13 protein-coding genes are annotated in these 14,164 nt (G+C 46.9%); 12 read left to right on the forward strand and 1 reads right to left on the reverse strand.

Annotation, left to right across the window (positions count from 1 at the left end):
• Positions 1-2: 2 nt before the first annotated feature.
• The 12 genes from BC343_RS27785 to BC343_RS27840 all read left to right on the forward strand — a co-directional run bounded on the left by BC343_RS27785 (position 3) and on the right by BC343_RS27840 (position 12,749).
• Positions 3-593 (forward strand): hypothetical protein, encoded by a 591-nt coding sequence (locus tag BC343_RS27785; RefSeq protein ID WP_078351070.1) that lies wholly within the window; start codon positions 3-5, stop codon positions 591-593.
• 104 nt (positions 594-697) lie between these two features.
• Positions 698-1,204, forward strand: coding sequence for a GNAT family N-acetyltransferase (locus BC343_RS27790; RefSeq protein WP_078351071.1), 507 nt, complete (start codon positions 698-700; stop codon positions 1,202-1,204).
• 186 nt (positions 1,205-1,390) lie between these two features.
• Positions 1,391-1,636 (forward strand): hypothetical protein, encoded by a 246-nt coding sequence (locus BC343_RS27795; RefSeq protein ID WP_078351072.1) that lies wholly within the window; start codon positions 1,391-1,393, stop codon positions 1,634-1,636.
• 328 nt (positions 1,637-1,964) lie between these two features.
• Positions 1,965-2,993, forward strand: a complete 1,029-nt coding sequence (locus tag BC343_RS27800) for an aldo/keto reductase (RefSeq protein WP_078351073.1) — start codon at positions 1,965-1,967, stop codon at positions 2,991-2,993.
• Between the two features lie 208 nt (positions 2,994-3,201).
• On the forward strand, positions 3,202-4,272 hold the full coding sequence (locus BC343_RS27805; RefSeq protein WP_078351074.1) for a complex I subunit 1/NuoH family protein: 1,071 nt from the start codon (positions 3,202-3,204) through the stop codon (positions 4,270-4,272).
• A 94-nt stretch (positions 4,273-4,366) separates the two neighbouring features.
• On the forward strand, positions 4,367-5,053 hold the full coding sequence (locus tag BC343_RS27810; protein WP_078351075.1) for a 4Fe-4S dicluster domain-containing protein: 687 nt from the start codon (positions 4,367-4,369) through the stop codon (positions 5,051-5,053).
• Positions 5,050-5,598 (forward strand): NADH-quinone oxidoreductase subunit J family protein, encoded by a 549-nt coding sequence (locus BC343_RS27815; protein WP_078351076.1) that lies wholly within the window; start codon positions 5,050-5,052, stop codon positions 5,596-5,598. Before BC343_RS27810 ends, BC343_RS27815 begins: the two co-directional genes overlap by 4 nt.
• Positions 5,595-5,900, forward strand: coding sequence for an NADH-quinone oxidoreductase subunit NuoK (nuoK, locus tag BC343_RS27820; protein WP_078351077.1), 306 nt, complete (start codon positions 5,595-5,597; stop codon positions 5,898-5,900). Before BC343_RS27815 ends, nuoK begins: the two co-directional genes overlap by 4 nt.
• Positions 5,901-5,902: 2 nt before the next feature.
• Positions 5,903-7,966, forward strand: a complete 2,064-nt coding sequence (locus BC343_RS27825) for an NADH-quinone oxidoreductase subunit 5 family protein (RefSeq protein ID WP_078351078.1) — start codon at positions 5,903-5,905, stop codon at positions 7,964-7,966.
• Positions 7,966-9,570, forward strand: a complete 1,605-nt coding sequence (locus BC343_RS27830) for a complex I subunit 4 family protein (protein WP_078351079.1) — start codon at positions 7,966-7,968, stop codon at positions 9,568-9,570. Before BC343_RS27825 ends, BC343_RS27830 begins: the two co-directional genes overlap by 1 nt.
• A gap of 60 nt (positions 9,571-9,630) precedes the next feature.
• Positions 9,631-11,232 (forward strand): DUF4139 domain-containing protein, encoded by a 1,602-nt coding sequence (locus BC343_RS27835; protein ID WP_078351080.1) that lies wholly within the window; start codon positions 9,631-9,633, stop codon positions 11,230-11,232.
• 5 nt (positions 11,233-11,237) lie between these two features.
• Entirely contained in the window at positions 11,238-12,749 is a 1,512-nt protein-coding gene (locus BC343_RS27840) for an NADH-quinone oxidoreductase subunit N (RefSeq protein ID WP_078351081.1), read from the forward strand.
• A 44-nt stretch (positions 12,750-12,793) separates the two neighbouring features.
• Here the strand turns inward: BC343_RS27840 and BC343_RS27845 are convergent, their stop codons facing one another.
• The gene (locus tag BC343_RS27845) at positions 12,794-13,846 is read right to left on the reverse strand and encodes an IS110 family transposase (protein ID WP_078348810.1); all 1,053 of its coding nucleotides are present in this window, start codon (positions 13,844-13,846) and stop codon (positions 12,794-12,796) included.
• Positions 13,847-14,164 lie beyond the last annotated feature (318 nt).

Genomic DNA, 14,164 nt, shown 5'->3' on the forward strand with positions numbered 1-14,164 from the left:
CTATGGATAACTCTAATAAACGTAAACTTATAACAGCTTTAATTACGGGGCTGGTGTTTACCTTTTTTGCATATTATTTTGGATATATAGAGAGGTTTATGCCTTGGTGGTGCGAACTGATGGCCCGGTTGCTTATTGCTTTTACAGCTATACTAATATTTGTAAATTTTATTAAGCAAGTAATTGTTATTATTAAGAACAGGGCGGCACTGAGTCTGGCTTATTTTTATCCGTTGGCCATTTATATATCGGTTATACTACTGCCAATAGGTGCCTGGGAAGATAATTTAAGCAAAGTAAAGTTCGGTGCTTGTTACGAAGGCACGCAAAACCAGGCGCTTATGGTGTTCCGTGCCGATAATAGTTTCGAACTTAACTGGACGGGTGTGTTCTTCGCTAATGATTGGTATATGCGCACCTGGCAAAAAAATAAGGATACGTTGATATTGAAATATAGCACTATGCAAGTTGAAGCAATAGGCACAAAATTGCTTATTGACAGCGGTTACCTGAAACCTCTTGATAAAACGGTGCCTCAACGGTTTAAAGCTTTTCCTATGTTTTACTTAGGCTATTGCAAGGGAGAGAATTGATTGAGGTTGTTATCTAAATTCAACTTCTTTATTTTTGCTACCCCCGGTCATTGTTACGCTAACATCGGTGTAATCAAAAGATAATCGGTGTAATCCCCCAAAATATGAATATCCGCCGCGCTACCCTTACAGATATCCCCGCTATAATGGCCATTGTGAAAGATGTAATACCGCTAATGCAGGCGGCAGGCAACTTTCAGTGGAACGAGACTTACCCCAACCCCGAAGTTTTTGTCGAAGATATTGCGTTAACCCAGCTTTGGGTAGCCGAGATAGAAGGCGTTGTTGCAGGCGTAACGGCCATTACTACCGAGCAGTACCCCGAATATGAGCAAGCCGGTTTAGATATCAGCGAACCTGCAATTGTGACCCATCGCCTGGTGGTTAGTCCGCATTACCGCGGGCAGGGCATTGCAGATGCCTTGATGCAGGAAGCCGAAAACGAAGCCGTTCGTCGCGATATCCCCCTATTGCGTATTGATACCAACCTCGAAAATAAGGCAGCCCAGAAGGTTTTTATAAAAGCGGGCTACGTATTGATGGGTGAGATAAGCCTGCAATTCAGGCCGGGAATGCGCTTTGTTTGCCTCGAAAAAAAGTTGGCCCTTTAGTTCTTCAAGAACGCCTGGCGGCGAAATTTTCATCTATTTATCGGCGTTCTGTTTAAGTATTACTTAAAATCATTAGGAATATTATTCCTAAAAGTTGTAAATTAACTTTTGATTAATTATAATTGTCGTTAAATTGCAATTGTCAAAATGTGATTGCCAATTGCCATTTTGATACATCTACCCAACATGCCGTCAGAACTACTCAATTTTAAGTTGGAACACTTGAGTGTTGGCAACGCTGCCCAAAATTTAGCGTTTTATACCCTTGTTATGCTTATGATATTGGTGGTGGTGGTACAAAATAATGCCCATCGCGAAACAGGCACCCGCAAGGCAGTATTGAGCTACGCCGCCCGCCTTAGCTACATGATGCATTGTGCATACCACGAGCTGTACCTCGCCGTAAGGAATTTATGGCCGAGCAGGCGGTAGGTTGACTCGTCATTTAACCGCAGAGATCACAGAGGTTCGCAGAGAGCCTGTCTTGTGCTTATTTATTCACGCAAAGACGCTAAGCCGCAAAGAAACTAACCACCTAACTTTTCCTGTTTGGCTTTAGAAACTCATAATCAATATGCAAAGCTCTGTTGACCTCAGCGTAACCTCTGTGATCTCTGCGGTAAAATAACCACCAAACCCTCCCTGCCGAAAAACTTCAAAATTTTATGGTATTACAATGATACGAAGCGGGCGGCAATGCCCGACATTTGGCTTTGCATGCAACCTAAGCGCATGTTTAATATTAAAACTCACACATACTATGGAATACAGACAATTAGGCGCATCGGGCCTTAAAGTGCCCGTACTTAGTTTTGGTACTGCAACCTTTGGCGGCGCCGGCGAATTTTTTAAAGCCTGGGGACAAACCCAGCTCGATGATGCAAAAAAACTGGTGCAGCTTTGTATGGATGCCGGCGTAAACTTTTTTGATACCGCCGATGTTTACTCGGGCGGTGTTGCCGAAGAAATTTTAGGTAAGGCACTTGTTGGTATACGTAATGAAGTATTGCTATCAACCAAAGCCACCTTTAAAATGGGCGAGGATCCTAACTACGGTTCATCGCGTTACCACTTAGTGCGCTCGGTTGAAAATAGCCTGCGCCGCTTGCAAACAGATCATATTGATATTTACCACATGCATGGTTTTGATGGCAACACGCCTGTAGATGAAACCCTGCACGCACTTAACGATTTGATAAGCAGCGGTAAAATACGTTACATCGCCTGCTCTAATTTCTCGGGCTGGCATTTAATGAAATCGCTTTCTACATCCGAGCGTTATGGCTGGAGCAAATACATTGCGCACCAGGCCTACTACTCGCTGCTTGATAGGGAATTTGAATGGGAACTGATGCCGCTTGGCCTCGACCAAAACATAGGTACCATTGTTTGGAGCCCATTGGCATCGGGCCAGTTGGGTGGTAAGTTCCGCAGGGGGCAGCCTATCCCGCAGGATAACCGCCGCAGCCAGGGCGGTAGCCATGGCCCTGAAACCGATTTGGAGCGCCTTTATACTATTGTAGATGCACTGGATGAGGTTGCCGAAGAAGTAGGCAAAACCGTACCGCAGGTAGCCATTAACTGGCTGCTGCAGCGACCAACGGTAGCCAATATTATTATAGGTGCCCGCAACGAGGAGCAACTGAAGCAAAACCTCGCAGCCACAGGCTGGAACCTGACTACCGAGCAGGTGAGAAAATTGGATGCTGCAAGCGAATTGCCGCCTATATACCCATACTGGCACCAAAGGCAGGATACCAACCTGAACCCATTACCAAAGTTTTATTAATAATAAAAGCAAGGGGCCGCCGAAAAGCGGCCCCTTGCTTTTTCAGGATTTCCTCAGCTTGCAGTTATAAAATCCCGCCGTCGGTGAAACCATCTTCCATCGCTGAAACCCAAATCAATAATAATTCTAAATAAGCCTGCAAAAAAAGCCTACCATATCAGTCAACTTTCGGGCGCATTTAGTAAGTTTGCAGGCTTAATAAACACGGTTGAATTTTTACCTCACATATTTCCTCGTCGCCTTTGGTTTGTTCGCTTTTGTGGGGTTGTTTACCATGCTGGGCGTGTATGCCGAGCGCAAGGTGAGTGCCTTTATCCAGAACCGTTTGGGGCCTACCGAAACGGGGAAGTTTGGCTGGCTGCAGGTACCGGCAGATATGTTGAAGATGGTGCAGAAGGAATTTATTATCCCCGCTGCAGCCGATAAAATACTCTTCCTGCTGGCCCCGGTGATCATTTTCATAGGCGTTTACCTTGGTTTTGCGGCACTCCCATGGAGCGCGGGTGTTATTCCTGCCGATATCAATATAGGGCTTTACTATATCTTCGCCATTATCTCTATCGAAACCCTTGGCATCCTGATGGCGGGCTGGGGATCTAACAACAAATATTCCATCCTTGGTGCTATGCGTTCGGCAGCGCAAATTATATCATATGAAATACCCGCCGGCTTTGCTTTGATAGCCGTGGTAATGATAGCCCAAACCCTTAGCCTGCAAGAGATTGCTATGCAGCAGGGCGTACTGGCTGCCGAGAAAGTGAAATTCCTGGGTATTTGGGACGTGAGCCACGTGGGGGGCATATTATCATGGAACGTATTCCGTGCGCCGCATTTGCTGGTGGCATTTGTGATATATTTTATCGCCTCGCTGGCCGAGAGTAACCGCGCCCCCTTTGATATCCCGGAGGCGGAATCAGAGTTGGTTGCAGGCTTCCATACAGAGTTTACGGGTTTGCAATTTGCGTTGGTATTTTTGGCCGAGTATAGCATGATGTACCTGGTATCGATGGTAGGGGTTATACTTTTCCTCGGTGCCTGGAACACGCCGCTGCCGAACATAGGCCCCGTAGCCTTAGCCGATTGGACTACCGGCACCGCATGGGGTATTATTTGGATATTGCTAAAAGCACTGGCACTGGTTGGCGTGCAAATTTGGATACGCTGGACGTTGCCCCGTGTACGGGTTGACCAGTTGATGAACCTCTGCTGGAAAATATTAACGCCGCTGGCCTTTGCTTGCATGCTGATATCAGGCGTGTGGAGGCTATGGGTAATGTAGGTGTGAGAGGCAAGAGATTAGAGTCAAGAGACAAGATTAAAGGCGAATACAGAATCGGTGAAATCATTTTAATCGGTGAAATCACAAAATATAAATGGTAAATAAGTTTTTAAACGGATTAAACACTGCCTGGCGGGGACTTACCCTCACCTTGAAGCACCTTTTTGTGGGTAATTTTAAGCGCAAGGTGGTATCCGTTACCGATAATAATTACTTTAAGCTTCAGGAAGATACCAATACTATACAATATCCTAAACAAGCTCTTCCATCGCCGGAAGTTGGGCGCTATCAGTTGGATGTAGAGATAGACGATTGTATTGTGTGCGACCTGTGCGCCAAGGTGTGCCCGGTGAACTGCATCGACATCGAATCGATAAAATCAACCGAAGGTTCCATAGGCGAAACCAGCGATGGCTCCAAGAAAATGCTGTATGCTGCCAAGTTTGATATCGACATGGCGAAGTGCATGTACTGCGGCTTATGCACTATTGTATGCCCAACCGAGTGCATTGTAATGACCAACCAATACGATAAGACGGTTTTTGAATTAAGCGATTTAACTTACCAATTTTCGGACATGGCACCCGAAGCTGTAGCCGAAAAGAAAATGCTGGTAGAGAAGCAAAATGCCGAGCGCGAAGCCGCAAAGGAAGCTAAAAAGAAAGCGGACGAAGCTAAACGCCAGGCGGATGAAGCCAAAAAGAAAGCAGAGGAAGAAAAGCGCAAAGCCGACGAAAATAAGGGTGGAGAAGAAGATGGGGAAGGAGGCGTTTTAGCATGAATTTAGCCCAGATCCTTTTCTACATAATGGCTTTTGTAACATTGGGTTCGGCATTGGTAGTTGCCATTAGCAAGAATTTGGTTCGCAGTATATTCATGTTCTTTGTAACGCTGTTTGGGCTGGCGGGCTTGTATGTACTCGCCGTTGCCGATTTTGTGGCCGTTACCCAAATTGTGATATACGTTGGTGGCATTTTGGTGCTCATCCTGTTCGCCTTTATGCTATCGGGCAAGCAAACGTTAGATGCCGTTGCTCAGCAGCAAAACAAATTTATCAGCCTGGGTAATTTATATGCCTTTATACTTGCTGCGCTGTTTTTGGTGGTAATGGTGAACGTGGTTTTTAAAGCAGATGTGAACGCCCTGCCGTGGGTAAAAACAGCTAAGGAAACAGGCAATGTTATCCCGGTGAACCAGTCGGGCATTAACAATATCGGCATCAATTTAATGACGAGGTATCTGCTGCCCTTCGAGGCTATCAGCATTTTGCTGATGATAGCTTTAGTGGGCGCGGCGCACCTGTCGCGCAAGGAGGGCAACGCATGATAACCCTGCAGGATTTTATGCTGGTGAGCGCCGCGCTGTTTTGCATCGGCTTGTTCATCATCGTAGCAAAGCGTAACGCCATTCAGATATTGATAGGCATCGAACTGATGCTGAATGCCGCCATCCTCAACCTGGTGGCCTTTGGCCGGTACGACCGTATAAACAACGGCGGCCAAATGTTCGCGCTATTCGCTATTGTGCTGGCAGCAGCTACAACCGCGGTAGCATTGGCTATTATATTGAACGTATACCGCCGCTATAAAACCATTGATGCGGATAAAATTAACCAGCTGAAGGATTAACATTGAACCCAACACCCTTCCATACCGACGCGCAGACCGTAACCCTTGCTATTATAGCAGCGGTGTTGCCTTTTGCTGCCTTCGCGCTTAACTTTTTGGTGTTTACCAAGAGTAAGGCGGCAGGCTGGGTATCAACAACGGCTATTTTAGGTAGCACTATACTGGCGGCTACGGTGTTCGCGAGGGTTTGGAATAACCATACCATCCATATGCAAACTGTGTGGTTCACCATTGGCGAAACTAAGGTGCAGGTGGGGGTATTGCTGAACAACCTTTCGGTGCTGTTACTGGGTCTGGTATCGGCGGTGGCGCTGCCCGTTCATGTTTACGGTACCGCGTACATGAAGGACGACGAGAATTTCAGCACCTATTTCCGCTACCTCAGTTTCTTCTGTTTCAGCATGCTGGCGCTGGTTATTGTTGATAGCCTCATTACCTTCTATGCCTTTTGGGAACTGGTGGGTTTCTCCAGTTATCTGCTCATAGGTTTTTGGTACCACAGAGACAAAGCGGTTGCTGCGAACAAGAAAGCCTTTATCATGAACAGGATAGGGGATGCCGGTTTGCTTACAGCCATTATTATCCTGTTTACACAGTTCGGTACTTTTGATATTGATGCTTTGTTTGGTGCCGGCGGATTGGTGGCTAAGTCGGCATTGGCGAACGGGCTATGGTCGGCCGGTTCGGGTAGCATCCCGGCTGTTTGGCACTATGTTGCTTTTGGCGGGATATTTTTAGCCGTCGCGGCTAAATCAGCACAATTCCCGCTGCATACCTGGCTGCCTGATGCTATGGAGGGCCCGACATCAGTTTCGGCATTGATACACGCGGCTACGATGGTTGCCTCGGGTGTATTTTTGTTAGGCAGGGTATACCCGCTGTTCATTGGCGAGGAACTTACAATACTTGCCGTAATAGGCTGCTTCACTGCTTTTATGGCAGCCACCATCGCGCTCACGCAGAACGACTTGAAACGCATTCTCGCTTACTCTACCGTATCGCAATTGGGCTACATGGTAATGGCCATGGGCGTGGGTGCGTATTCTTCGTCCTTGTTCCATTTGGCTACGCACGCCTTTTTTAAGTGCTTGTTGTTTTTGGTAGCGGGTATAGTTATCCACGAAGTAAAACATATTAAAGACGAGAATAACCTCGACATAGACCCGCAGGATATACGCCTGATGGGCGGGCTGCGCAAAAAACTGCCGGTTACTTTTGCCGTGGCCGTAGTAGGTTCGCTGGCGCTGATAGGTTTGCCGCTTACATCGGGTTACCTGTCTAAAGATGGCATACTGATACAAGCCTTCGACTGGAGCGAAGCACAACCCGGCATCCTGAAACTGATTCCGGCATTTGCACTGTTCACCTCTTGGCTTACCGCTTTTTACGTTACCCGTTTGGTGGTAAAAGTATTCTTCGGCGAGTTCCGTTTGCTGCATGCAAACCCGGGCATACATGTACATGCCAGCGACGGCGGTTTCGCCTACAAAATCCCATTGATGGTATTGGCGCTTTGCTGTTTGTTCCCGCTGTTTTCTGTTAACCCCTTATCTTACGAAACATCGTGGTTGTACGAAGGCCTGGTGGCTAAGCATTCGGAGGGTGGCGGAAGTATATACCATTTGCTTATCCCGGCGCTTGTTAACATCATCAGTATTGTGGTAATGTACGCGGCTTATATAATTTATGTAAAACGCGATACCGTACCTTTCCCGCAAACGGGTCTGTTCTACCGCATATCCTACCACGAATGGTATATCGACCGTTTTTATAACCGCGTAATTGTAAAATACACTGTAGCGTTCAGCAATTTGCTATTTTGGGTAGACCGTAACGTTATCGACGGCTTTGTGCATCTGTTGGAACGCATTGGCCGGTGCATAGCCAAAGCCGCCGCCTGGTGCGATAAATATATTGTGGACGGTGCGCTGTGGCTGATAGCCAAACTGGTGCAGGAAGTGGGCGGTTTTGTACGCCGTTTCCAGGGTGGCAAAATTCAATACTATTTGTACAGCATGCTACTGGCAGTAATTGCTGTGTTTATTTTTAAACTGATCTGGGCCTGATGAACATATTAACCCTACTCATATTCACCCCCGTGCTGTTCGGCTTCATTATATTGTTGCTGCCGACATCGCTGCGGGCAAGCTATAAATACATTACCCTGCTGGCCACGCTGGTGCAGTTGGGCATCAGTATTTGGATGTATGTAAACTTCCAAACGGGGGCAAACTTTGCGGGCATTAATCACCAGGAGCAATTTCAATTTGTACAGAAACTCCCCTGGATACACCTCGACCTTGGCTCCGCAGGCAAAATGCAGATCGAATATTTTGTAGGGATAGATGGTTTATCTATCACCCTGATAGTAATGGGTTGCCTGGTAATGGTAGTTGCCGCTATTGCGTCATGGGAGATAAAGAGCAATTTGAAGGGTTTTTTCGCACTGTTCCTGCTGCTGGATATGGCCGTAGTGGGCGTGTTTTGCGCACTGGATTTCTTCCTGTTCTACACTTTCTACGAGCTAATGCTGCTGCCGCTATACTTCCTGATAGGTATGTGGGGCGGCGCAAGGCGCGAGTACGCGGCTATTAAATTCTTCCTGTACACGCTGTTCGGTTCGGTATTTATGCTGCTGGTGATGGTGGGTTTATACCTGTCGGTGAAAGACCCAGCGACGGGCAGCCACACCTTTAATATGGTGCAGATGATGAACCCCGACAACTTTATCAATGGCTCCGTGTTCTCGGTGGTTAGTCATGGTACTATTTTTGGCTTGCCGGCACGTGCGGTTGGTTTTGTGGTGTTGTTCATCGCCTTCGCCATTAAGGTGCCTGTGGTGCCGCTACATACCTGGCTGCCTGATGCGCACGTGGAAGCGCCAACACCGGTATCTATTATACTGGCCGGGGTACTGCTAAAAATTGGCGGTTACGGCATTATCCGCATTTGCATCAGCATCTTCCCCGAGGTGGCGCACAGCGGCGCGTTCTGGTTAGGGTTACTCGGTGTTATTTCGATATTATATGGCGCGTTCAATGCCCTTGCGCAACGCGACCTAAAACGTCTGATCGCCTATTCCTCGGTATCGCACATGGGTTTTGTGCTGCTGGGTATAGCCTCTAACACTGCCGAGGGTATCAGCGGTGCCATGATGCAGATGGTAAGTCATGGTTTCCTGTCGAGCATGTTATTCTTCCTGGTTGGCGTGATATACAACCGCGTGCACGATCGCGATATCTACCACTTCCGTGGCCTGGGTTCGCTGATGCCGCGCTATACGGTTTATGTGATGGTGGCTTTCTTCGCCTCGCTGGGTTTGCCGGGCTTTTCGGCTTTCGTGGCCGAAGCGTTCTCGTTGGCGGGTGCTTTCAAATCGCATTCTGTTAATGGGCTGCTGCCTTACTGGATGGCGGTTTGCGGTTCGGTAGGTATCTTACTAAGCGCAGGTTATTTCCTGTGGACGCTGCAACGCATGTTCTTTGGTAAACTGTCGCTAAAGGGCGGCGAGATATGGAAGATAGCCTTAACAGATATCAGCCTGCGCGAAACCCTTACACTATTGCCATTGGCACTTATTGCTTTAGGTTTAGGTTTGATGCCATCATTGGTGTTCGATAAAATAAATGATTCGGTATTGGCGCTGGTGCAATTTATCGGCATAAAATAATTGATGCGGGGTTATGGAAACGGGCGGCAACATGCATCATACAGGTAAATAAAATAAATTATGAAGAAGTTATTATTTATTGCCTGCCTGCTGATATCTGCCAAAACCCTCCATGCCGACGATGGCCAGAAGGTGGCATCGAAAGTTGAAAAAGTTACCGTGTTTTTGAGTGGTGCACAAGTTACCCGCACGGCTACGGCCAGTATTGTACCCGGAACATCCACTATTGTTTTCGACAACCTATCGCCCAACCTGGATCCTGCCAGTATGCAGGTACGCGCTACCGGCGATTTTACCATCCTATCGGTAAAGCACGAGATGAATTACCTTGCCGACCAGCTAAAAAGCAAAAAGGTAGAAGAACTGCAGGTTATACAAAAGTCACTTCGCGATAAAATATCCCTGCAAAGCACCTTACTGACCATTAACCAGGAAGAAGCCAATATGCTTACAAAAAACCAGGTAAGCAACGGGCAAACTGCAGGTTTGGATATTGTGAAATTGAAAGCCGCGCTCGACTTTCAAACCGCACGCCTTACCGAAATAAAAAAGAAAGAACTTGCCATAAACAACGAACTGCAAAGCCTGAACGAGCAGATACGCAAATACGATAGCCAGATAAACGAACTGATGCAGAACCAAAGCACTGCCACCAGCAATGTAATGGTAAATGTATCGGCAACGGCGGCAACACAATCTACCTTTACCATTACCTATGTGGTGAACGATGCCCGCTGGTACCCCACTTATGATATCCGCGCCAAAAACGTGAACAGCCCGGTAGTAATAGCTTACAAGGCCAACGTTAGCCAACAATGTGGCGAAGACTGGAAAAATATAAAGCTCACCCTCTCTACCGGCGACCCATCGGTAAGCGGCGTAAAGCCCGAATTGAGGCCATATTACTTAAACGCGTATGTGCCGGCAAGGAACGACATTAATAAAAATTATAATTATAGCTTGAACGAGGTGGTTGTATCCGGATACGGTAGCAGGGCCAAAAGTTCAGCCAGCAGTGCATCGGTAGTTCAAGTAAATACCACCGAGAACCAAACGAATATGGAGTTCAATATCCAAAACCCGTTCTCGGTACCTGCGGATGGAAAGCCTTATTTGGTAGAGATAGACCAGGTAACTGCCGATGCCAAATACCAATACTACGCAGCGCCTAAATTAAGTACCGATGTATACCTAACCGCCCGCATTACCGATTGGACCAAATACAACTTCCTTTCGGGCGAGGCTAATTTGTTTTTCGAGGGTACTTTCATCGGTAAATCAAAGTTAGATACCCGTGCCGCTAACGATACCTTAAGCTTATCTTTGGGCGTTGATAAAAACATTGTGGTGAAACGCCTGATGCAAACCCAACTGAACGATAAGCAGGGTATTTTCGGTTCGAGTAAAAAAGAAACCCGCGACTGGAACATCTCTATCAAGAACCGTAAAACGCAGCCCATTAGCCTGCTGATTGAAGACCAGGTGCCGGTATCGCAAAATACCGCTATCGAAGTAGATGCGCAAGACATCAGCGGGGCAGAAATGAATAAGGCTACCGGCAAACTATCGTGGAATTTCACTTTAGAGCCGCAAGCCGCCAAACAGTTAAGGGTAAAGTACACCGTGAAATACCCTAAAGACCAAATAGTAAGCGTACAATAATAAAAATGCAGCAACTCATAACCGATATACCCAACCAGTTAAATGATGTTTTTGGCAGCTTAGCATACTTTAAGCCCGAGCTTTATTTAACTGTGCTGTTTATATTGGTGCTGCTTACCGACTTAATCTTCCGCAAAAACTCTACATGGCTGTGCCGCACCATTGCCCTCATCGGCATGGTGCTGGTACTGGTTATGGACCTCGACCAAAGGGTTGAATTACTAAAAGGTACCGGCACGCAATACCTGTTTGGCAATATGCTGTTGCTGCACAAGTTTGCTATACAGTTTAAGCTGGTGATAGATGTACTTACATTTATCCTGCTGCTGTATTTCACCTGGGATAATAAGTTGAAGGCGCATAAGAAGGGCCTATCAGACCTTTATACTATCGTACTAGGCTCGGTATTGGGGCTGCATTTAATGGTGATGGCGGTTAACTTGCTAAGCATTTTCCTTGCAATCGAGATGGTATCGCTGGCATCGTACCTGTTGGTGGCTTACAAGTCTGAAAGGTTGGTAAGCACCGAGGCGGGTTTAAAATATGTACTCTTCGGTGCGGCAGCGTCGGCTATCATGCTGTATGGCATGTCCATGATATATGCCTTTACAGGTTCCTTAAGTTTAGGTACGGGCGGGCAAAATATAGCGCAATTGGCACAAGTGAACCCGCTGAGTGTATCGTTCGCGCTGGTGTTTATTTTGCTGGGGATAGGTTTTAAACTCTCCTTTGTACCTGCGCATTTTTGGGTGCCCGATGTATATGAGGGGGCGGCTACGCCGGTCACGGCTTACTTATCGTCGTTGCCTAAAATTACTGCCTTTGCTTTGTTGGTGAATTTTGTGTCGCCTTTTGCTTTTTATGAAGGCTGGCATGGGTTCGATTTCCGGTTGGTGCTTGCCATTATTGGTATGATAACCATGGTGGCGGGTAATTTTACCGCGGTGCTGCAGAACAATGTGAAACGTATGCTGGCCTATTCGGGCATAGGGCATACGGGCTTTGCGTTGATGGGCATTGTAACCTTTACGCCCGAAGGCTTATCGGCACTGGTGTTTTACCTGTTGGTATACGGCATAGGCATTATAGCCGCTTTGGCTTTGGCTAACTACTTTGAGAACGCCGAAGGCATAACCGACGTGCGCGAATACAAGGGCCTTGGCTTTAAATACCCCCTCGCATCGGTTTGCTTTGTAATGGTGCTGGTATCGTTAACCGGTATACCCGTAAGCGCAGGCTTTATGGGGAAGGTGTTCGTATTTTCGGCAACGTACAGCGTTTACCAGCATACCCACAATGTTTGGCTGCTGGCCATGATGGCCACCGGGGCGCTTACCACCGTAGTTGCACTGTTCTACTATCTTAAAATCCCCCTCAACCTGTTCCTGAAACGTACCGAGCTACTCCTGAGCGAAAACAAATGGTCCATCAAAATAGTGGTGCTTGCCGTAGTGCTGGCATTGTCGCTGCTGGTATTCGGGATTTTTCCGGATTGGTTGGTGAGCTTGTTGGGATAACAACAAATAGGTTACCAACTTACGCCCTCCCGTCATGCTGATTACTATGACATATGCAAATGTTTTTGCCATGATAGTTTATTTTTCATGAATATTTCTTTGTTAAAAAGCGTGTTTGACCGTACGAGTTTAAAGGCAAGTTTAAGCAGGATATTTTTGATGGAGTTAAGGATATACAAATGATGCCGGTTCGCTTTGATCATAGCTTGATAATAATCATAAAATAGCTGCCCCTGCCTCGTGCAAACGCTTACGATCCCTTGATTAAGGTCGGTTTTTAAAGGGCGGTAGGCTTTGGTTGATACTTTGTCTTTCCGCTTTACTGATGTCCCCGACTTCCTGGGGTATGGAGCGCAACCGATGAAAGCGGCAAGTGCTTTATGGTTGTCGAACCTTTCAAAGCAATCCGTAATAAAAAGCAGGTGCCATGCGGTTACCGGGCCTATGCAGGGTATAGATACCAACACCCGGTACATGCTTTTTACCCGCTTGTCGGCATTGATAGCTGCGCGTATCGCTTTCTCTGCCTCTTTGATAAGCCCGCTCAGGACGATGACCAGTTGTTTTTCCAAATGCATAGCCAAAGCATCGAAAGAAGACTTCTGTTTATGGTCCTCGATCCTGCATTCGAATGCCGAGCGCGCTTTTATCAGGTTCTTTCGGCAGTTAAATAGTTCCCTAAGCTGGCGGGTGGCGGCCGAGGGCAGGTGGTAACCTACTGCATTATCCTTGTTGGCCAGGGCGTATTTGAATATCTTTTTTGCATCGGCTTTATCTGTTTTAAACCGGTTGATATCGAGGCTGTAGTAGCTAAGGAGCAAAGGGTGTACAGCCCAAAGGAATATCCCTTCCCCCTTTAATATGCAGGCCAGCTTATCCATCAATGCGCCGGTGTTCTCGCAACAGACGAGGATGGCTCCTCGGCCGGGTTGCGCCTGCAAAAGGACGTTCAATAGCGTGCTAATGCCTTTAATGTCATTGCTCAATTTCAAATGGCGGCTGGAAGAAGCCGTGCCATACACTACGTCGATATCAGCCTTGCTGATGTCGATGCCACAAAAAAGTTTAAATTTGTCCATACCGATACCAGGTTGCATGTGGCGCTTAACCCGGCTGGTTCCATACTACGAATGTGGAGCTAAATTACTATTGAGCCTTGGGTTAAGTTAAAAAGATAGCTGAGGTACAGAATCAGCATTGAGCCTCGAAGGCTAGAAATTGTATTCATATCGCTATCAGCTATCTTTTCCACATGTTTAACATGCCAAAATTATCAACAACAATCTGTTAATTAATTCTTCTGCAAGTCTAATGGAACTTGTTTCAGCACCCCATCATATAAGCCACAGTGCAAAGCCACTTTGCATGAACATTACTTGCCGTGTGGGTTGCCGAAATAAATTCGCCATGACGGG

The sequence above is a fragment of the Mucilaginibacter pedocola genome (genome assembly GCF_002013915.1).
GTDB lineage: Bacteria > Bacteroidota > Bacteroidia > Sphingobacteriales > Sphingobacteriaceae > Mucilaginibacter > Mucilaginibacter pedocola.

What these genes read in the sequence shown, in the direction of transcription:
- BC343_RS27845 (WP_078348810.1), bottom strand. Translation starts at nt 13,846, where the DNA reads ATGCAACCTGGTATCGGTATGGACAAATTTAAACTTTTTTGTGGCATC.
- BC343_RS27830 (WP_078351079.1), top strand. Translation starts at nt 7,966, where the DNA reads ATGAACATATTAACCCTACTCATATTCACCCCCGTGCTGTTCGGCTTC.
- BC343_RS27815 (WP_078351076.1), top strand. Translation starts at nt 5,050, where the DNA reads ATGAATTTAGCCCAGATCCTTTTCTACATAATGGCTTTTGTAACATTG.
- BC343_RS27840 (WP_078351081.1), top strand. Translation starts at nt 11,238, where the DNA reads ATGCAGCAACTCATAACCGATATACCCAACCAGTTAAATGATGTTTTT.
- BC343_RS27835 (WP_078351080.1), top strand. Translation starts at nt 9,631, where the DNA reads ATGAAGAAGTTATTATTTATTGCCTGCCTGCTGATATCTGCCAAAACC.
- nuoK (WP_078351077.1), top strand. Translation starts at nt 5,595, where the DNA reads ATGATAACCCTGCAGGATTTTATGCTGGTGAGCGCCGCGCTGTTTTGC.
- BC343_RS27795 (WP_078351072.1), top strand. Translation starts at nt 1,391, where the DNA reads ATGCCGTCAGAACTACTCAATTTTAAGTTGGAACACTTGAGTGTTGGC.
- BC343_RS27785 (WP_078351070.1), top strand. Translation starts at nt 3, where the DNA reads ATGGATAACTCTAATAAACGTAAACTTATAACAGCTTTAATTACGGGG.
- BC343_RS27790 (WP_078351071.1), top strand. Translation starts at nt 698, where the DNA reads ATGAATATCCGCCGCGCTACCCTTACAGATATCCCCGCTATAATGGCC.
- BC343_RS27800 (WP_078351073.1), top strand. Translation starts at nt 1,965, where the DNA reads ATGGAATACAGACAATTAGGCGCATCGGGCCTTAAAGTGCCCGTACTT.
- BC343_RS27810 (WP_078351075.1), top strand. Translation starts at nt 4,367, where the DNA reads ATGGTAAATAAGTTTTTAAACGGATTAAACACTGCCTGGCGGGGACTT.